Annotated in this window: 18 protein-coding genes; 4 read left to right on the forward strand and 14 right to left on the reverse strand. The window is 73.0% G+C overall.

Annotation, left to right across the window (positions count from 1 at the left end):
- Nucleotides 1-253 precede the first annotated feature (253 nt).
- Complete coding sequence (locus O1G21_RS13950) at nt 254-1,174, forward strand: DMT family protein (protein WP_270143788.1); 921 nt, start codon at nt 254-256, stop codon at nt 1,172-1,174.
- Between the two features lie 5 nt (nt 1,175-1,179).
- Here O1G21_RS13950 and mutM read toward each other — a convergent pair whose 3' ends face one another.
- From mutM to O1G21_RS14000, 10 genes are all read right to left on the reverse strand, one after another.
- Nucleotides 1,180-2,058 carry a bifunctional DNA-formamidopyrimidine glycosylase/DNA-(apurinic or apyrimidinic site) lyase gene (gene mutM / locus O1G21_RS13955; protein WP_270143789.1) on the reverse strand — a complete coding sequence of 293 codons (879 nt, stop codon included), beginning with the start codon at nt 2,056-2,058 and terminating at the stop codon, nt 1,180-1,182.
- Between the two features lie 54 nt (nt 2,059-2,112).
- Nucleotides 2,113-2,901 carry a ribonuclease III gene (gene rnc / locus O1G21_RS13960; RefSeq protein WP_270143791.1) on the reverse strand — a complete coding sequence of 263 codons (789 nt, stop codon included), beginning with the start codon at nt 2,899-2,901 and terminating at the stop codon, nt 2,113-2,115.
- A gap of 20 nt (nt 2,902-2,921) precedes the next feature.
- Nucleotides 2,922-3,095, reverse strand: a complete 174-nt coding sequence (rpmF, locus tag O1G21_RS13965) for a 50S ribosomal protein L32 (protein ID WP_030056747.1) — start codon at nt 3,093-3,095, stop codon at nt 2,922-2,924.
- 2 nt (nt 3,096-3,097) lie between these two features.
- On the reverse strand, nt 3,098-3,766 hold the full coding sequence (locus O1G21_RS13970) for a YceD family protein (RefSeq protein WP_270143798.1): 669 nt from the start codon (nt 3,764-3,766) through the stop codon (nt 3,098-3,100).
- Nucleotides 3,767-3,939: 173 nt separating this feature from the next.
- Entirely contained in the window at nt 3,940-5,166 is a 1,227-nt protein-coding gene (locus O1G21_RS13975; protein WP_270143800.1) for an ATP synthase F0 subunit B, read from the reverse strand.
- A 182-nt stretch (nt 5,167-5,348) separates the two neighbouring features.
- The gene (coaD, locus tag O1G21_RS13980; RefSeq protein WP_270143802.1) at nt 5,349-5,840 is read right to left on the reverse strand and encodes a pantetheine-phosphate adenylyltransferase; all 492 of its coding nucleotides are present in this window, start codon (nt 5,838-5,840) and stop codon (nt 5,349-5,351) included.
- A gap of 49 nt (nt 5,841-5,889) precedes the next feature.
- Nucleotides 5,890-6,474, reverse strand: coding sequence for a 16S rRNA (guanine(966)-N(2))-methyltransferase RsmD (rsmD, locus tag O1G21_RS13985; protein ID WP_270143803.1), 585 nt, complete (start codon nt 6,472-6,474; stop codon nt 5,890-5,892).
- Between the two features lie 557 nt (nt 6,475-7,031).
- The gene (locus O1G21_RS13990; protein ID WP_030288025.1) at nt 7,032-7,565 is read right to left on the reverse strand and encodes a hypothetical protein; all 534 of its coding nucleotides are present in this window, start codon (nt 7,563-7,565) and stop codon (nt 7,032-7,034) included.
- Between the two features lie 105 nt (nt 7,566-7,670).
- Complete coding sequence (recG, locus tag O1G21_RS13995; protein WP_270143805.1) at nt 7,671-9,908, reverse strand: ATP-dependent DNA helicase RecG; 2,238 nt, start codon at nt 9,906-9,908, stop codon at nt 7,671-7,673.
- 155 nt (nt 9,909-10,063) lie between these two features.
- Nucleotides 10,064-11,695, reverse strand: a complete 1,632-nt coding sequence (locus O1G21_RS14000) for a DAK2 domain-containing protein (RefSeq protein WP_270143807.1) — start codon at nt 11,693-11,695, stop codon at nt 10,064-10,066.
- 282 nt (nt 11,696-11,977) lie between these two features.
- Between O1G21_RS14000 and rpmB the strand changes: the two genes are divergently transcribed.
- On the forward strand, nt 11,978-12,163 hold the full coding sequence (rpmB, locus tag O1G21_RS14005) for a 50S ribosomal protein L28 (RefSeq protein WP_014138233.1): 186 nt from the start codon (nt 11,978-11,980) through the stop codon (nt 12,161-12,163).
- 145 nt (nt 12,164-12,308) lie between these two features.
- On the opposite strand, the gene thiD is transcribed toward rpmB, so the two are convergent.
- From thiD to O1G21_RS14020, 3 genes are all read right to left on the reverse strand, one after another.
- Complete coding sequence (thiD, locus tag O1G21_RS14010; protein WP_270143809.1) at nt 12,309-13,106, reverse strand: bifunctional hydroxymethylpyrimidine kinase/phosphomethylpyrimidine kinase; 798 nt, start codon at nt 13,104-13,106, stop codon at nt 12,309-12,311.
- Nucleotides 13,107-13,130: 24 nt separating this feature from the next.
- Nucleotides 13,131-14,156, reverse strand: coding sequence for an ATP-dependent 6-phosphofructokinase (locus O1G21_RS14015; RefSeq protein WP_270143811.1), 1,026 nt, complete (start codon nt 14,154-14,156; stop codon nt 13,131-13,133).
- A 217-nt stretch (nt 14,157-14,373) separates the two neighbouring features.
- On the reverse strand, nt 14,374-15,339 hold the full coding sequence (locus O1G21_RS14020) for a thiamine-phosphate kinase (RefSeq protein ID WP_270143812.1): 966 nt from the start codon (nt 15,337-15,339) through the stop codon (nt 14,374-14,376).
- Nucleotides 15,340-15,548: 209 nt separating this feature from the next.
- On the opposite strand from O1G21_RS14020, the gene O1G21_RS14025 reads away from it, so the two are divergent.
- Both O1G21_RS14025 and O1G21_RS14030 read left to right on the forward strand, forming a co-directional pair.
- Nucleotides 15,549-15,782 (forward strand): Lrp/AsnC family transcriptional regulator, encoded by a 234-nt coding sequence (locus O1G21_RS14025; RefSeq protein ID WP_270143814.1) that lies wholly within the window; start codon nt 15,549-15,551, stop codon nt 15,780-15,782.
- A 19-nt stretch (nt 15,783-15,801) separates the two neighbouring features.
- Nucleotides 15,802-16,320 carry a DUF3515 domain-containing protein gene (locus O1G21_RS14030; RefSeq protein WP_270143815.1) on the forward strand — a complete coding sequence of 173 codons (519 nt, stop codon included), beginning with the start codon at nt 15,802-15,804 and terminating at the stop codon, nt 16,318-16,320.
- Nucleotides 16,321-16,532: 212 nt separating this feature from the next.
- On the opposite strand, the gene O1G21_RS14035 is transcribed toward O1G21_RS14030, so the two are convergent.
- Nucleotides 16,533-17,678 (reverse strand): D-alanine--D-alanine ligase family protein, encoded by a 1,146-nt coding sequence (locus O1G21_RS14035; protein ID WP_270143816.1) that lies wholly within the window; start codon nt 17,676-17,678, stop codon nt 16,533-16,535.
- Between the last annotated feature and the right edge of the window lie 58 nt (nt 17,679-17,736).

Here is a 17,736-nt window from a genome sequence, read left to right on the forward strand (position 1 = left end):
ATGACAAGATTCCCCGCCATCCGCCGGGTCGGCTCCCCTTCGCGGGGATGAGATCTCCCTCAGTCGACCCTGAGACGGCTGGGGCGTGGGAACCACGAGAGGCGGCCGGACGTACGGCCCGGCGGGCTCCGGGCATTCGATGGGGCGTGCCGACCGTACCGCGCGAACGGGCACACTGGACCCCGGACCGCTGGTCCCATTGCCTTTTCTTGACCCAGCCCGTTCCTGACCCAACACCCGATCGGAGCGCTCGGTGATCATCGGCCTCGTCACGGCCGTGGCGGCATCCGCCTGCTACGGCACCGGCTCGGTCCTGCAGGCCGTCGGATCCCGACGCTCGGCCCGGGAGGAGGCGGCCAGGGGCGCCACCACCTCGACCACCGAGCACGGCGGGCCGAGCCTGTCCTCCACCGCCAAGGCCGCCGTCACCTGGGAGTTCGTCCTCGGCACGGTGCTCGACCTGGTCGGCTTCCTGCTCGGCGCCCTGGCCGCGCGGCTGCTGCCGCTGTTCCTGTCCCAGACCATCATCAGCGCCAACCTGGTGATCACCGCGGTGCTGAGCATCAAGCTGCTGGGCATCCGGCTCAAGCAGCTGGAGTGGGCCTCGATCGGGGTGCTCTGCTCGGCGCTGGTGCTGCTGGCCGTCGCGGCCGGCCCGGAGGGCGGTCACCACGCGGCGATGGCGTTCCACTGGTGGGTGCTGATCATCACCACCGTGCTGCTGGTCGGCGGCAGCCTGCTGGTGCGCCGGATGGGCGCCAAGGGCGCGATCGTGGCCGGTCTGCTCTCCGGCCTCGGCTTCGGCGGCCTGGGCGTCGGCGTCCGCATCCTGAACGGCCTCGACCCGTTCCAGCTCGGCACGCTGCTCTCCGACCCGGCGCTGTACGCGATCGTGATCGGCGGCCTCGGCGGCATGTACATCCACACCGTGGCGCTGCAGATCGGCTCGGTCAACGGTGCCACCGCCGCGCTGGTGGTCGGCGAGACGGTGCTGCCCGGCGCGGTCGGCGTGCTGTGGCTCGGCGACTCCTCCAAGGCCGGCCTGGCCTGGCTCGGCGTGCTCGGTTTCCTGCTCGCGGTGGTCTCGGCGGTCGGCGTCGCCTACTTCGGTCAGGGCGACCACGGCGCCCTCGGCGAGGCGTCCGCCGACCAGCCCGAGCTCGCCCGCAAATAAGGGCCTCAGCCCCCGCTGCGGGCCCGCGGGACGCGCTGGCAGCGGGGGCAGAAGTAGCTGGAGCGGTTCATCCAGGCGGCCCGTCGGATCGCCGTCCCGCAGCGGCGGCAGGGCTCGTGCTCCCGGCCGTAGGCGTCGAGGTCCCGGGAGAAGTAGCCGCTCTCGCCGTTCACGTTGACGTACAGGCTGTCGAAGCTGGTGCCGCCGACGGCCAGCGCCGCGGTCATCACGTCCCGGGCGTTGGCCAGCAGCAGCGCGGCCTGCGGGCGGGTGACCGTCGCGGTCGGGCGGTCGTAGTGCAGCTTGGAGCGCCACAGCGCCTCGTCGGCGTAGATGTTGCCGACGCCGCTGATCAGGGTCTGGTCGAGCAGCGCGCGCTTGACCGTGGTGCGCCTGGCGCGCAGCGCGGCCACGAAGGCGGCGTCGTCGAAGCGCGGGTCGAGCGGGTCGCGGGCGATGTGCGCGATGGAGACCGGGGTACCCTCCGGGTCGCCCTCCTCGGCCTCCTCGACGGCCAGGCCGCCGAAGGTCCGCTGGTCGACGAAGCGCAGCTCGCGCCCGCCGTCGGTGAAGCGCAGCCGGACCCGCAGGTGGGTCTCGTCCGGCACGGACGGGTCCTGGACGAGGAGTTGGCCGCTCATCCCGAGGTGGCCGATCAGCGAGAAGCCCGTACCGCTGCCGCTCAGTGGCACCCAGAGGTACTTGCCGCGGCGCTGCGCGGTGCCGAGGGTGGTGCCGGTCAGCCGCGCCGCGAAGTCGGCCGCGCCGGCCGGCTGACGGCGCACCGCGCGCGGGTGCAGCACCTGGACGTGGTCGACGGTCCGCCCGGCGACCCAGTTCGCCAGACCGCGGCGGACGACCTCGACCTCGGGGAGTTCGGGCACGGGAACGGGCCTCCTGCATCGAAGGGATCGGCAGGAGTGAAGGCTACTTCTTCGTCAGGCGCCCGCGGGCAGCCGGTCGGCGTACTTCTCCTTGATCGCACGCCAGGCGCTCTCGGCGGCCTTCTGCTCGGCTTCCTTCTTCGAGCGGCCGACGCCGCTGCCGAAGTCCTCGCCGGCCACCCGGGCCGCCGCGGTGAAGGTCTTCTCGTGGTCCGGCCCGGACTCCATGACCACGTACTCCGGCACTCCGATGCCCACCGAGGCGGTGAGCTCCTGGAGGCTGGTCTTCCAGTCCAGGCCGGCGCCCAGCTGAGAGGACTCCTCGATCAGCGGGTCGAACAGCCGGTGGACGAACTCGGTGGCCGCCTCCAGACCGCGGTCCAGGTAGATGGCCCCGATCACGGCCTCGACGGTGTCGGCGAGGATCGACGACTTGTCGCGGCCGCCGGTGCCCTCCTCGCCCTTGCCGAGCCGGATGAACGCGCCGAGGTCCAGCCCCCGGCCGACGTCCGCGAGCGCGCGGGAGTTGACCACCGCGGCGCGCAGCTTGGCGAGCGTGCCCTCCGGGACGTCCGGGTGGACGCGGTAGAGGGTGTCGGTCACCACCAGGCCCAGCACCGAGTCGCCGAGGAACTCCAGGCGCTCGTTGGTGGGCAGACCCCCGTTCTCGTACGCGTACGAGCGGTGGGTCAGGGCGCGTACCAGAAGGGCGCGCTCGAGCGTGTACCCGAGGCGCCCTTCCAGGACGTCGTATTCGGTCGAAGCCGGCCCGCCGGCCTTGCCGCTGCCCGAAGAACCCTTCGAGGCAGGGGACGCCTTGCGGGTGGAGTTACCGTCCGACATCGATCCGTGCACCCCGCCGATCAGACCGAGAGGACCTGGCGACGGTTGTACGTGCCGCAGCTCGGGCACGCGATGTGGCCCAGCTTCGGCTCGTGGCAGCGGTCGCACGCCACGAGGGCCGGAACGACGGCCTTCCAGTTGGACCGGCGGTGGCGCGTGTTGCTGCGCGACATCTTCCGCTTCGGAACAGCCACGGCTACTTCTCCTGGTTCTCGGCGAGACCCTCACGGGTGTCGCTGTTCTTGATTCCCCGCCGCAGATCAGCGGCTTCGCCACGGGCCTCGTCGCCGGTGTCGGCGGAGAGTCCCTGCAGAGCCGCCCACCGGGGGTCGACGGCGTCGTGGTGGTGCGCCGGGTCGTCGCTCAGGCGCGCTCCGCACTCGGAGCACAGGCCCAGGCAGTCTTCCTGGCACACCGGCTGCAGCGGCAGTGCGAGCACCACCGCGTCACGCAGCACCGGCTGGAGGTCGAAGAAATCGCCCTCCAGGCGGTAAGTCTCTTCTTCCGAGTCCTCGTCGAGGTCATCGGTCCCGGTGGTCCGGGCGCGGTGACGCTCGTCGGACTCCGGGTAGTAGTACAGCTCCTGGAAGTCCACGTCGACGTCGAAGTCGACGGGCTCCAGGCACCGGACGCACTCGCCCTCGACGTGGGCTTCGGCGGTGCCGGTGACCAGCACGCCCTCGACCACGGACTCCAGGCGGAGCTCCAGGTCGATCGGGCTCTTCTCCGGGACGCCGATCACGTCGATGATCCCGAAGCCCTCGGGGGCCTCCAGGGTCCGGCTCACCTTGCGCATCGCGCCCGGACGACGGCCCAGCTCGTGCGTGTCGAACACGAGGGGGTCGCGGTGGTCGAGGCGGTTCAAGGTGTCCTGACTTCCATAGGAATCAAAGCTGTGGCCCCCATCACCAGTCGACCTTGCGCGGGCAAGCCGACAGCCGGACATGGGGATGCCGGAGTGGTCAGACTACCGGAGTCTCCCGTCAGGCCCAACTTCGGTCCCGTCAGGAGCCTCCCGCGCGCTCCCGCCCGGGCTGCTCAGCGGCCGCCGAGCTCACGCAGCCGGGTCATGTCGATCATGCTGGTGTCGAAGAAGCTGGTCTCGTCCAGGCCCTGCTGCTGGTGCGGGACGGCCGGGGGCAGGGCGGGCTGCTGCGGGTAGTGGTAGCCGTCATACGGCTGGGCCACGTAGCCGTCCTGCTGCTGATAGCCGTAGGCGCCCTGCTGCTGGGCCTGGTGCTGCTGGCCCTCGTAGTGGGGCTGCTGCTGCGGGTAGCCGCCCTGCTGGTGGCCCCACTGGGTGTTGTACGGGTCGCCCTGGGCGGCCGGGTCGAAGCCGCCGCCGTACCCCTCGGCGTACTGCCCGACCTGGTGCTGGCCGGTCTGGTGCTGACCGTCGTGGGGCTGTCCGCCCTGGTGCTGGGCGGCGGCCGCGTACTGGTCGGCGCCGGGGGCCTGCCAGCCGGCCGCGGCCGGGGTCTGCTCCGGCCAGGTCTGCTGCTGCGGGACGTCCTCGCGGTACCAGGCGAGGTCGGCGCCGTCGGCGTCGGCGTCCGCGGCGAAGCCGGCGGCCACCGCCTCGGCGCGCTCCTTGGCCTGCTGGGCCTCGTCGGCGGCGGCCAGGTAGGCGCCCAGCTCGTCGATCGGCTTCTTGCCGAGCAGCTTGTCGCGGCCCTTGCCGACCGCCTCCAGGGTCGCGCTGAGCACGTTCTCCAGGGTGGCGAGCTTCACATCGACGTACTCGTCGACCTCGGGGCTCGGGCTGAGCCGCTGCGGCTGGAACTCCTCGCCGTCGGTCTCGCCGTCGGTCTCGAAGGCGCCGGAGTCGCCGCGCAGCTTGGTGCGGCCGCGGCCGACCGCGCCGAGCGTCTTGGTCAGCACGACCTCGAAGTTGGCGAGCTTGCTGTCCACGTAGTCGTCGGCCTCGGCGCGCTGGGTGTCGACCTCGGCGCGGGCCTCGGCCAGGATCCGGTCGGCCTCGGCCTGGGCCCGACGGACCACCTCGGTGTCGGAGATCAGCGAACCGCGCTCGGCGTGCGCGCCCTGGATGATCCGGTCGGCCTCGGCCTGGGCGTCCGCCACCACCTGCTCGTGGTCGGCCATCACCGACTGGGCCTGGGCGAGTTCGGCGGGCAGGGCCGCCTTGAGGTCGTTGAGCAGGCCGATCAGCTCGGCCCGGTTCACCACGCAGGAGGCCGACATCGGCATCGAGCGGGCGTTCTCGACCGCCGCCACGATCTCGTCGACCTTGTTCTGCACGTCCACGGGGCTTCGTCTTTCCGTGTGCCGCCGACGGTCCGGCGGAGGCAGGCCCGGCGCGGTGGACCTCACCGCAGGGCAGGAATACAGACTGTACGGCCCCCGTGCGGCCACCTCACAACGCCCGAGTCGAACCCGTCTCCGCCACTCCGGACAAGACGTGACGAACCGGCAGAAAAGGACGAACCCTACTGCTCGGCCTTGCGCTCCGCGATCCGCTCGACCAGGCGGCCGTGCACCCTCTCCGGCAGCAGGTGCGAGACGTCGCCGCCGTACGAGGCGACCTCCTTGACCAGCGTCGAGGAGAGGAAGCTGTACGTCGGCGAGGTCGGCAGGAACAGCGTCTCCACGCCGGTCAGACCGTGGTTCATCTGGGCCATCTGCAGCTCGTAGTCGAAGTCGCTGACCGCGCGCAGGCCCTTGATGATCGCGGGGATGCCGCGCTCCCGGCAGTAGTCCACCAGCAGGCCGTGGTGCGACTCGACCACCACGTTCCCGAACTGGGCGGTGACCTCCTCGATCAGGCCGATCCGCTCCTCGACGGTGAACATGCCCTGCTTGTTCCGGTTGATCAGGACCGCGACATGCACCACGTCGTACAGCTTCGAGGCCCGCTCGATGATCTCGAGGTGGCCGTTGTGGATCGGGTCGAACGAACCGGGGCAGACGGCTCGGCGCATGGCGTGTGTGCTCCCTCGTGGGGTGACGGCTGCTGCGGGCCGCGGCCCGCTACTCGTGATCGCTGGCCCCGGCGGCGGCGCGACCGTACCAGAGCGTGCCCTCGCCGTAGCGGCGGGAGCGCAGCACCTCGAAACCCTCGGGCCAGCCGAACTCGCCGCCACGGGTGCTGCGCTCCACGGTGACGAGTGCGTCCTCCGCGAGCCAGCCCCCAGCCGACAGTGTGATCAGCATCTCGCGCACCTCCTCGTCCGTCACGGCGTACGGCGGGTCGAGGAAGACCAGGTCGTAGGGGGTCTGCGGGGGCGGCCCGGCGATCACCTTCTCCGCCTTGGTGGCCCGCACCTCGGCGCCCGGCAGGCCGATCGTGCGGACGTTCTCCCGGATCACCCGGGCCGCCTGGCCGTCCGCCTCGACCAGCAGGACGTGCTCGGCTCCGCGCGACAACGCCTCCAGGCCGACCGCGCCCGATCCGCCGAACAGGTCCAGCATCCGGGCCCCGTGCAGGGTGCCGCGGAACGCCTCCAGCGTGGAGAACATCGCCTCCCGGGCCTTGTCGGAGGTCGGACGGGTGCCCCGGCCGGGCGGTACGGCCAGCCGGCGGCCGCCGGCCGACCCGGCGATCACGCGGGTCATGGTGGTGGAAGGTCCTTTCGTCGCTGCCCGACCACGCTATCCCGCCCCGAGCCGAAGGGGCGCGCCGGTGCCGAAAGGGAGAAGCGAGGGAGCGACGGTGGGGGTCCCCCCGGCCGAAGGCTGGGGGAGAGCGAGGGAGCGCCCGACCGTCGGCACCGGACCCGAAGCGGCCCGGAGGCGAGCGGGTGAGTCCCCGCCCCGAGCCGAAGGGGCGCGCCGGTGCCGAAAGGGAGAAGCGAGGGAGCGACGGTGGGGGTCCCCCCGGCCGAAGGCTGGGGGAGAGCGAGGGAGCGCCCGACCGTCGGCACCGGACCCGAAGCGGCCCGGAGGCGAGCGGGTGAGTCCCCGCCCCGAGCCGAAGGGGCGCGCCGGTGCCGAAAGGGAGAAGCGAGGGAGCGACGGTGGGGGTCCCCCCCGGCCGAAGGCTGGGGGAGAGCGAGGGAGCGCCCGACCGTCGGCACCGGACCCGAGCGCCCCGGAGGCGAGCGGGCGAGTAGCGGGCCCCGGGCCCCCGGGGCCCGACCGGTGATCGGCGGGGCCCCGGGGTCGGACACGCCTCAGCTCGCCTCGGAGCCCGCCTGCTGCCCCGGGACCGCCGCGCCGAGCAGGGCCGGCGAGGCATAGCGGGACCAGGACAGGCAGCCGTCGGGCGGGCAGAACTCGGGGCGGCGCGGGTCGTGCCCGAGCTCGCGCAGCTTGGTCCGGACGGAGTCGGGAGTGCGGCCGAAGCGGGCGGCGATCCGGGCGACGGTCTCGCCGTCGTGGAAGCGCCGGACCAGTTCCTCCTCGTGCTGCGGCACCCAGGGGGCGCCGTGGCCCGGGTACAGCTCGCGCAGCACGTCGCGGTCGGGGATGGGCTCGGAGACGTCGGCGACGATCGCCAGCGCCCGCAGCGCGCGGTTGAGCGCGATCCGCAGCGAGGCGACGTCCTCGACCGGCAGGCGGAGCTTGCCCGAGGCGAGCGGCGCGGCGGCCGCCCCCTCGCGCCAGCCGGTCAGGGTGAGGGTGACCTCGCGGTCGTCGTCGCTGGCGAGTTCGATCCGGAAGACCTTGTCGCCCAGCGGGAGCTCGTTGAGATGACGGAATGCCATGGCAGGACCCCCAAGTGTCGTGCCAGGTACGCACCTTGAGGGTGCGTCCTGAACAACTTCATTCTCTCCCGGGGGTCTGACAATTCCGGGGGCGGGCGGCCCCGCTCAGCCCTTCTCCATGTAGGCCGCGCGGTCCTCGTCGAGCAGGCTCTCCAGCGCGGTGCGCAGCTCCGGGTGGGCGGCCAGGTCCGGGTCCTCGGCGACCAGCCGGGTGGCCTCGGTCCGGGCGGTGAGGATGACCTCCTCGTCCTCCAGCACCGAGAGCACCTTGAGCGAGGACTTCACCCCGGACTGCGCCTGGCCCAGCACGTCGCCCTCGCGGCGCTGTTCGAGGTCGATCCGGGACAGCTCGAAGCCGTCCAGGGTGCCGGCCACCGCGTCCAGCCGGGCCCGGGCGGCGCTGCCCCCGGGCATCTCGCTGACCAGCAGGCACAGGCCCGCCGCGCTGCCCCGGCCGACCCGGCCGCGCAGCTGGTGGAGCTGGGAGACGCCGAAGCGGTCGGCGTCCATGATGACCATCACGGTGGAGTTGGGGACGTTCACGCCGACCTCGATGACGGTGGTGGCGACCAGGACGTCCACCTCCCCCGCCGCGAACCGGCGCATCACCTCGTCCTTGGCCTCCGGCGCGAGCCGGCCGTGCAGGATCTCCACCCGCAGGCCGCTCAGCGGGCCCTTCACCAGCATCTCGGCGGTCTCCACCACCGAGAGCGGGGGCCGTCGTTCGTCGCTCGCGGCGCCGAGGTCAGCGACCTCCTCGAAGTCCTCCTCGACGGCCTTGCGCTTCTTCTTCGCCTTCGGGTCGGCCGCCGGCTCCTCGTCCCCGATCCGGGGGCAGACCACGTACGCCTGGTGGCCCTTGCCGACCTCCTCGCGGACCCGTTCCCAGGCCCGGGTGAGGAAGTTGGGCTTCTCCAGCGCGGGCACGACGTGGGTGGAGATCGGCGAACGGCCGGCCGGGAGCTGGTCCAGGACGGAGGTCTCCAAGTCTCCGAAGACGGTCATCGCGACGGTGCGCGGGATCGGGGTGGCGGTCATCACCAGCAGGTGGGGCGGCTGCTCGCCCTTGGCGCGCAGCGCGTCCCGCTGCTCGACGCCGAAGCGGTGCTGCTCGTCCACCACGACCAGGCCGAGGTCCTGGAACTGGACCTTCTCCTCGATCAGCGCGTGGGTGCCGATGGCGATCCCGGCGTCCCCGCAGGCCATGTCCAGCAGCGCCTGGCGGCGGGCCGGGGCGCCCATCGAGCCGGTCAGCAGCGCCACCCGGGTGCCGAGTTCGGAGCCGCCGAGCAGGCCGCCCTCGGCGAGGTCGCCCATCATCTCGACGATCGAACGGTGGTGCTGCTGGGCCAGCACCTCGGTGGGCGCGAGCAGCACGGCCTGACCGCCGGCGTCCACCACGGCGAGCATCGCGCGCAGCGCGACGAGGGTCTTCCCGGAGCCGACCTCGCCCTGGAGCAGCCGGTGCATCGGGTGCTCGGTCGCCAGGTCGGCGGCGATCTCGGCGGACACCTTCTGCTGGCCCTCGGTGAGGGTGAACGGCAGCCGGGCGTCGAAGGCGTCCAGCAGGCCGCCCGCCCGGGGCTTGCGCGGCTTGGCTGGCAGCGCGGAGTCGGCTGCCCGGCGCTGGGCGAGGGCGACCTGGAGGACGAAGGCCTCGTCCCAGCGCAGCCGGCTCTGGGCGCGTTCGCGGTCGGCCTGGCTGCGCGGGCGGTGGATCAGCTCCAGCGCCTCGGGCAGCGGGATCAGGTCGTGCCGCTCGCGCAGTTCGGCGGGCAGCGGCTCGCCGACGTCGCCGAGGTGCTTGGTGAGCGCGGTCTCGACGCAGATCGACAGCTTCCAACTGGGCATCTGCGCGCTGGCGCCGTACACCGGGATGAGCCGGCCGGCGAACTGCTGCGCGGCGGACCCGGCTCCAGTCGATGCGGTGGCGTCCTCGTCGAGCAGCTGGTAGTCGGGCGAGACCAGCTGGCGGGTGCGGTTGAAGACGCCGACCTTGCCCGCGAACAGGCCCTGGGCACCGGCCCTGAGCTCCTTCTGCCGCCAGCCCTGGTTGAAGAAGACCAGCGAGAGCCGGCTGCGGCCGTCGGTGACGACGACCTCCAGCCGGTCGCCCTTGCGGCCGCGGAACGGGATCAGGGTGACCTTCTCGATCCGGGCCAGCACCGTGACGTGCTCGTCGATCTCCAGCTCGTCCAGGCTGGTGAGCTGGCCGCGCTCGACGTAGCGGCGCGGATAGTGGTGCAGCAGGTCCCCGACCGTGCGCAGCTTGAGGCTGTCGGCGAGCACCTTCGCGGTACGGTCGCCGACGAGCTTGGTCAGTGGTTCATCGAGAGCGCCCATCAGGCCCTTGTTTACACCAAGGCACCGACGAACCGGGCTGCTACTCGCCCGCTCGCCCGCCGAAGGGGCTCGGAGCGGGGACTCGCCCGCTCGCCGGCCGAAGGGGCTCGGAGCGGGTGCTCGCCCGCTCGCCTCAACAGGCGGCTCGGGGCGGCCTACTCGACCCCGATCAGCAAGGGCGTGGACTCCTGGCCGCCGTGGAAGACCACCGAGTCCACCTCCGGCCGCTGCTGCCGGACGTGCGCCACCAGCCGGTCGGCGAGCGCCCGGTCGGCGCCCTCGCCGAGGATCAGGGTGACGAGTTCGCCGCCCGCGCCGAGCATCCGGTCCAGCACGCTCTCGCCGACCTCGGCCAGTCCGGCGCCGATCACCGCGACGTCGCCGTCGATCAGGCCGAGCACGTCACCGGCCTGGCAGACCCCGGCCATGGTCCAGGACTCCCCCTCGGCGACGGCGAGTTCGGCGTACCGGGTGGCCCCGGCGGCGGAGGTCATGGCGACCACGTCCTCGTCGAAGCGGCGCCCGCCCTCGTGCACCGCGAGCGCCGCGAGGCCCTGCACCGGGGAACGGGTGGGCAGTACGGCGATCCGCACGCCCTCCTCGCGCAGCTGGTCGGCGGCGGCCCCGGCGGCGGCGCGCAGTTCGGGGTCGTTGAGCAGCAGCACCACCTCGCGGGCGCCCGAGCCGCGCACGGCGTCGGCGAGTTCGGCGCTGGCCGGGCGGCGGTCCGGGTCGGCGTGCAGGACGACGGCGCCGGCCTGCTCGCACAGCTCGGCCAGCCCCTCGCCGGAGACCACGGAGAGCACCGCGCGGGCCCGCTCCTCGCGTTCGCCGCGCTCGGCGGCGGTGCCGGCCCGGGCGGCGGCCTCCGCGAAGTGGGTGATCCGGATCTGGTGCGGGCGCCCGGCCTCGACCCCGGCCTCCACCGCGGCGCCCGCGTCGTCCACGTGGACGTGCACGTTCCACAGGCCGTCGCCGCCGCCGATCACCAGGGAGTCGCCGAGCCCGCCGAGCCGCTCGCGCAGCCCGGGCAGCGCCTCGTCCGGCGCGTCCAGCAGATAGATGACCTCGAAGGCGGGGTGACCGGGGCCGGGCGGCCGCAGGTGCACCTCGCAGCTCTCCACCGCCCGGACGTCCGCGCGCAGCGCGACCGGCCCCATCGGCTGTTGCCCGGCGACGGCGTCGGCCAGCGCGCCGAGGACGGCCACCAGGCCGCGCCCGCCGGCGTCCACCACCCCGTTCTCGGCCAGGACGGCGAGCTGCTCGGGGGTGTGCCGCAGTGCGTCCCGGGCGGCCCGGTGGGCGGTCTCGGCGACCTGCGCGAGCCCGTCCCCGGCCCGTACCGCCTCCCGGGCGGCGACCCGGGCGACGGTGAGCAGGGTGCCCTCGACGGGCTCCGCGACGGCCTGGTACGCGGAGTCGGCGGCCCGCTGCAGGGCGGCCCGCAGCTGTTCGGCGCCGCCGCCCTGGGCGAGCTGCTCGGCGGTGCCGCGCAGCCACTGGGCGAGGATCACCCCGGAGTTGCCGCGGGCGCCGATCAGCGCGCCGCGGGCCATCGCCCGGACGGTGTCGGCCAGTCCGGGCGCCGGGTCGGCGGCGGGGTCGGTGAAGCGGCTCTCCACCTCGGCGGCGGCGGACTCGACGGTCAGGTAGAGGTTGGTGCCGGTGTCGCCGTCCGGGACGGGGTAGACGTTGAGCGCGTCGATCTCCTCGCGGGCCTGGCCGAGCGCGCGCAGGGCGAGCTGGCACCAGGTGCGCACGGCCGGGGCGTCGAGCGTGTGCAGCACCAGGTCTCCTCCGGATGGAACGCCGATATGGCCTGAGAACGAACGATGAGGGGTGGTACCCGCAGGTTATCGGGGCCGGGCAGGGCCGCCCGGACCGGCGGCCGGAGCGATCACTCGGCCGGTCATGGTAGTTTCGTGGGACGGAAGCAAGCGTTGTATGCTCTTCCGGTTGCCTGGAACCGTCCAGGCTCACCCCCCTGGTCCGGTCTGGTTCACGTGAGTGCTCCGGTGGGTGGGCGGGGTTTTCGAAAGTAACTGATCTGAAGTCTTGGAGTGACTCCTGTGGCTGCCAACTGCGACGTCTGCGGCAAGGGGCCGGGCTTCGGCAACAGCATCTCCCACTCTCACCGCCGTACCCCCCGTCGTTGGAACCCCAACATCCAGACGGTGCGCGCTGTGATTGGGCGGACGCCGAAGCGGCTCAACGTCTGCACCTCGTGCATCAAGGCCGGTAAGGTCTCGCGCTGACGCGCAGACCGGCATGCCGGTCCTCCAGTGAGTCGGTTCATCCCCGGATGAGCCGGCTTCGCTGTTTCCGGGACCGGTCAGGCTTTCCGGACGCACCAGTGGTGGGCGGGCTCCCTCGGGAGTCCGCCCACCACTGCGTTTCGGACTAGCGCCAGCGCCAGGCGTGGTCCACCGGGCCGATCCCGGCGCCCAGCGCGAAGCCCCCGGCGATCGCGCCGGTGATGTACTCCTTGGCCGAGCCCACCGCCTCGGGCAGCGACTCGCCCTTGGCCAGGCCGGCCGCGATCGAGCTGGCCAGGGTGCAGCCGGTGCCGTGGGTGTGCCGGTTGTCGTAGCGCGGCGCGCGGTACCAGTGCACCTCGCCGGGCCCGCCGTACAGCAGGTCGGCGGCCTCGCCCGCCAAGTGGCCGCCCTTGACCAGCACCCAGCGCGGCCCGAGGTCCAGCAGCGCCTCGGCGGCGGCCAGCATCTGCGACTCGTCCTCGACGGTCCGGCCGGTGAGCTGCGTCACCTCGTGCAGGTTGGGGGTGACCACGGTGGCGACCGGCAGCAGCTTCTCCCGGACGGTGGCCACCGCCTCGGCGGCCAGCAGCGCGTCCCCGTGCTTGGAGACGCCGACCGGGTCGACCACCACCGGGGCGTCCACCCCGGAGAGCAGGTCGGCGACGGTCTCGACCAGCTCGATCGAGGCGAGCATGCCGGTCTTGACGGCCTGCACCCCGATGTCGTCCACCACGCTGCGGAACTGCGCCCGGACGGCCTCGGCGGGCAGTTCCCAGTAGCCCTGGACGCCGAGCGAGTTCTGCGCGGTGACGGCGGTGATCACGCTCATGCCGTGGACGCCGAGGGCGAGCATCGCCTTGAGGTCGGCCTGGATGCCGGCGCCGCCGCCGGAGTCGGAGCCGGCGATCGTGAGGACGCGCGGGGGTGCGGTGGAAGACATGTCTCCCAACCTACCTGCGGCGATTCAGAGCACCGCCTCGGACTCCGCCCAGCGGTCCTCCGGCACCGTCTTCAGCCGGCTCACCGCGGCGCCGATCGGCAGCAGCTCGATCTCGGTCCGGCGCAGCGCGGTGAAGTGCCCGAACGCGCCCCGGTGGACGGCCTCCACCGCGTGCCAGCCGAAGCGCGAGGCGAGCACCCGGTCCCGGGCGGTCGGGGTGCCGCCGCGCTGGGTGTGGCCGAGGATGACCGGGCGGGCCTCCTTGCCGAGCAGGTTCTCCAGCTCGTGGGCGAGCCGGTTGCCGATCCCGCCGAAGGTCCGGTGGCCGTACTGGTCGACGTCGCCGTGGTCGAAGCGCATGGTGCCGGGCATCGGGGCGGCGCCCTCGGCGACGGCGATGATGGCGAACTTCTTGCCGCGGTCGAAGCGGTCCTCGACCATCCGGGCCACCGCCTCGATGTCGAAGGGCTTCTCCGGGATCAGGATCCCGTGGGCGCCGCCCGCCATGCCCGCGGTGAGGGTGATCCAGCCGGTGTGCCGGCCCATCAACTCCACCACCATGACCCGCTGGTGGGACTCCGCGGTGGTCTTCAGCCGGTCGATCGCCTCGGTCGCCACGTGCACCGCGGTGTCGAAGCCGAAGGTGACGTCGGTGGCGTCGATGTCGTTGTCGATGGTCTTGGGCACCGCGACGACCGGCAGCCCGGCGTCGCTGAACAGCTTGGCGGCGGTCAGCGTTCCCTCGCCGCCGATCGCGATCAGCGCGTCGATGCCGATGTCCCGGGCCAGCGTCGTGGCGTTCTCCACCGCCCAGACGATCCGCTCGCGCCGCACCCGGGCCGAGCCCAGGATGGTGCCGCCGAGGGTGAGCAGACCGGTGACGTCGTCGTGCGAGACCGGCCGGGTGCGGCCCTCGATCAGGCCGAGGAAGCCGTCCTGGATGCCCACGATCTCGTCGCCGTGGACGTCCGTGCCCCGGTGCACGACCGAGCGGATCACCGCGTTGAGGCCGGGGCAGTCGCCGCCGCTGGTCAGTACACCGATGCGCATGAGTGGTGTGCTCCCGCTCGCAGTGGTTCGGACCACCCGCGCCGGACGGCGGGCGGGCTCGGATGCCGCAAGCCTACGCAAAACGCACCCTCGAAGCCCGCCGCCGCACCCCCGGAGCGTCACGCGTCGTACCGGCGTCCACACGCCGTCGGCCGTACTCCGTACGTCACTCGGCGAGTTGCTTCACTCGGCGAGGTACGTCACCCGGCGAAGCACGTCACTCGGCGAAGTGGTCCCAGCCGCCGACCCGGTCCCAGGGCGCGCCGTCCACCGTCACCCGGCCACTGCGCGAGCCCCGCGGGCGACCGGTCACCTCGCCCACCACCCGCCAGCGGGACGGGAGTTGGACCCCGCGCGGGAAGGTCGCCACGATCGCGTGGTCCTCGCCGCCGGACAGCACCCAGACCAACGGGTCCACCCCGACCGCCTGTCCGATGTCGGCCATCTGCGCCGGGACGTCGAAGTCGGCGGCCTTGAGGTCGATGTCCACCTCGCTGGCCCGGGCCACGTGGCCGAGGTCGGCGACCAGTCCGTCGCTCACGTCGATCATCGAGGTCGCGCCCAACTCGGCCGCGGCCGGGCCCGCGTGGTACGGCGGCTCGGGCCGGCGGTGCGCCTCGACGAAGGCGCGCGGGGAGCGGAAGCCGCGCTGCAGGACGGTGAGTCCGGCCGCCGACCAGCCGAGCCATCCGCTCACCGCGACCACGTCGCCGACCTGAGCGCCGGAGCGCGTCACCGCCGCGCGCCCCTGGAGGTCGCCGAGCGCCGTGATCGCCAGCGTGACGGTGTCGCCGCGCACCACGTCGCCGCCGACCACCGTCGCCCCGGCGACCTGGCACTCGTCGCGCAGCCCGTCCATCAGCTCGGTGGCCCAGGTGGTCGGCAGGTCGGCGGGGGCGACCAGCCCGAGCAGTATCGCGGTCGGCACCGCGCCCATCGCGGCCACGTCGGCGAGGTTCTGGGCGGCGGCCTTGCGGCCCACGTCGTAGGCGGTGGACCAGTCCCGGCGGAAGTGCCGGTTCTCGATCAGCACGTCCGTGGTGGCCACCACCCGGCCGTCCGGGGCCTTCACCACCGCGGCGTCGTCCCCGGGGCCGAGGTCGACCGCGTCGGTGAGCGGTACCCGGGCGGTCAGCTCCCTGATGAGGCCGAACTCGCCGAGCTCGCCCACGGTCCCCTGCATCTGCCGTCCTCTCGCGTTTCCATGTTCCGGTCCCCGTCGCGCTCCCCCGCGCGCAGCGTACGCCCTTCGAGGGTGCCGAAGTCTCCCCTCCCCGGCCCGCTGCGCGGTAGCGTGGTGTGATCAGCCTGCCGGTGAGCCCGCATCCACCCCTGCGCCAGACCGGGCGATCACGGCGGCGCTCCCCCCAACCGGCCGCCGGGAGGTCACCCGTGGTACAGGCATACATCCTGATCCAGACCGAGGTAGGAAAGGCCACCGCGGTGGCCGAGACCATCTCGAAGATCCCCGGCGTGATCACCGCCGAGGACGTCACCGGTCCGTACGACGTGATCGTCAAGGCCGAGGCCGAGACGGTGGACGACCTGGGCCGCATGGTGGTCGCCAAGGTCCAGAAGGTGGAGGGCATCACCCGCACCCTCACCTGCCCGGTGGTCCACCTGTAGCCCCGGCTACCATCGGCGGGTGGCCAGAGAACTCCGCATCCCCGAGGCACTGACCGCGCTTCCGGCGCCGGTCCGTTGGCTGGCCCTGCCGGTGGTACTGACCTGCACCGTGGTGGCCCTGGTCGGCAGTTGGAGTTCGGCCGACCCGGACATCCAGGTGCCGCAGCCCTCCGGCCGGGCGGCCGACTACTGCCGGGCACTGGCCGGCGCGCTCCCGCAGGAGCTGCTCGGCCGCCCCCGCGAGGACCCGTCGCCCGCCTCGCCGTACGTGGCCGTCTGGGGCGGTTCGCCCCGGACGGTGCTGCGGTGCGGCGTCGACCGGCCGGAGGAGCTGGACGGCCCGCACGCCGAGGACTGGTCCCCGACCGTCGACGGCGTCACCTGGTGGTCGCAGAAGCTGAGCGACGGCGGCTACCGCTTCGTGACGACCATGCGCGCCGCCTACGTCGAGGTGACCGTGCCGGCCGGCGCAGCGCAGAACCCCTTCGACCCGGCGGCCGCCCTGACCCCGGAGGTCAAGGCCAACATCCCCGGCTGAGCGGGCGAGTCCCCGCCCCGAGCCCCTTCGGCCGGCGAGCGGGCGAGTCCCCGCCCCGAGCCGAAGGGCCGCGCCGGTGCCGAAAGGGAGAAGCGAGGGAGCGACGGAGGAGCGAGGGAGCGCCGACCGTCGGCACCGGGCCGGAGCGGCCCGGAGGCGAGCGGGCGAGTTACAGAGGCGGGCCGGGATCTCCCGGCCCGCCCCTCGACGCACTACCGCAGCCCGGTCGAGCGGCGCAGCGCGCTCTGCAGCAGCCGGTCGATCAGCTCCGCGTACGAGATCCCGCTGGCCTCCCACATCTTCGGGTAGGCGGAGATCGGGGTGAAGCCCGGCATGGTGTTGATCTCGTTGATCATCCAGGAGCCGTCCTCCAGCAGGAAGAAGTCCACCCGGGCCAGGCCCTCGCAGCCGAACGCCTCGAACGCGGCCACCGCCTGGCGCCGGATCTCCGCGACCTCCGCGTCGGTCAGCTCGGCCGGGATCCGCACCTCCGAGGAGTCGATGTACTTGGCCTCGAAGTCGTAGAAGTCGAAGCCCTCGCCGACCAGCACCTCGGCCGGGACGCTGGCCCGCGGGCCGTCCTCGAACTCCAGCACGCCGCACTCGATCTCGCGACCGGACACGCCCGCCTCGATGATCAGCTTGGGGTCGTGCCGGCGGGCCTCCTCGATCGCGGCGTCCAGCTCGGCCAGGTCCCTGACCTTGGTGATGCCGATGCTGGAGCCGGCCCGGCAGGGCTTCACGAACACCGGCAGGCCGAGCTCGGCGACCCGCTCGCGCACGGCGGCGCGGCCCTGCTCGGTCTCCCACTCGCGCGGCCGCACCACGGTGTAGTGGCCGACGCCCAGGCCGTGCGAGGCCAGGATCCGCTTGGCGAACTCCTTGTCCATGCCGGCCGCGCTGGCCAGCACGCCGTTGCCGACGTACGGGACGCCGGAGAGCTCCAGCAGGCCCTGCAGGGTGCCGTCCTCGCCCCACGGCCCGTGCAGCAGCGGGAACACCACGTCGACCTCGCCGAGGGCCTTGGGGGCGCTTTCCGGCTCGCTCAGCAGCACCTCCCGGCTACCCGGGGAGACCGGCAGCGTGACCTGCCCGTCGACGGCCTCGGCGACGTGCGCCACGTCCGGCAGCCTGCCGTCGGTGATCGCCATCCGGGCCGGCTCGTCGCTGGTCAGCGCCCAGCGGCCCTCGTGGGTGATGCCGATCGGCAGCACGTCGTACTTGTCACGGTCGATCGCCCGGAGAACGCTGCCCGCGGTGGAGACCGAGATCGCGTGCTCGGAGCTGCGCCCGCCGAATACCAGCGCCACGCGCGGCTTCGGGGCGGACGGGTTCGGGGAGGACTGTTCGATGCTCATATCGCGTTCGAGACTACCGTGCGACGTGTTTCCGGGAAGTCAACGCCCGGCCCGGGGG

The organism is Kitasatospora cathayae (assembly GCF_027627435.1).
Classification (GTDB): domain Bacteria; phylum Actinomycetota; class Actinomycetes; order Streptomycetales; family Streptomycetaceae; genus Kitasatospora; species Kitasatospora cathayae.

Bases quoted from the DNA above. Each gene is read 5' to 3' on its own strand.
- rnc (WP_270143791.1), bottom strand. From the start codon at position 2,901: ATGTCGGACGGTAACTCCACCCGCAAGGCGTCCCCTGCCTCGAAGGGT.
- coaD (WP_270143802.1), bottom strand. From the start codon at position 5,840: ATGCGCCGAGCCGTCTGCCCCGGTTCGTTCGACCCGATCCACAACGGC.
- rsmD (WP_270143803.1), bottom strand. From the start codon at position 6,474: ATGACCCGCGTGATCGCCGGGTCGGCCGGCGGCCGCCGGCTGGCCGTA.
- O1G21_RS13990 (WP_030288025.1), bottom strand. From the start codon at position 7,565: ATGGCATTCCGTCATCTCAACGAGCTCCCGCTGGGCGACAAGGTCTTC.
- recG (WP_270143805.1), bottom strand. From the start codon at position 9,908: ATGGGCGCTCTCGATGAACCACTGACCAAGCTCGTCGGCGACCGTACC.
- thiD (WP_270143809.1), bottom strand. From the start codon at position 13,106: ATGTCTTCCACCGCACCCCCGCGCGTCCTCACGATCGCCGGCTCCGAC.
- O1G21_RS14015 (WP_270143811.1), bottom strand. From the start codon at position 14,156: ATGCGCATCGGTGTACTGACCAGCGGCGGCGACTGCCCCGGCCTCAAC.
- O1G21_RS14020 (WP_270143812.1), bottom strand. From the start codon at position 15,339: ATGCAGGGGACCGTGGGCGAGCTCGGCGAGTTCGGCCTCATCAGGGAG.
- O1G21_RS14035 (WP_270143816.1), bottom strand. From the start codon at position 17,678: ATGAGCATCGAACAGTCCTCCCCGAACCCGTCCGCCCCGAAGCCGCGC.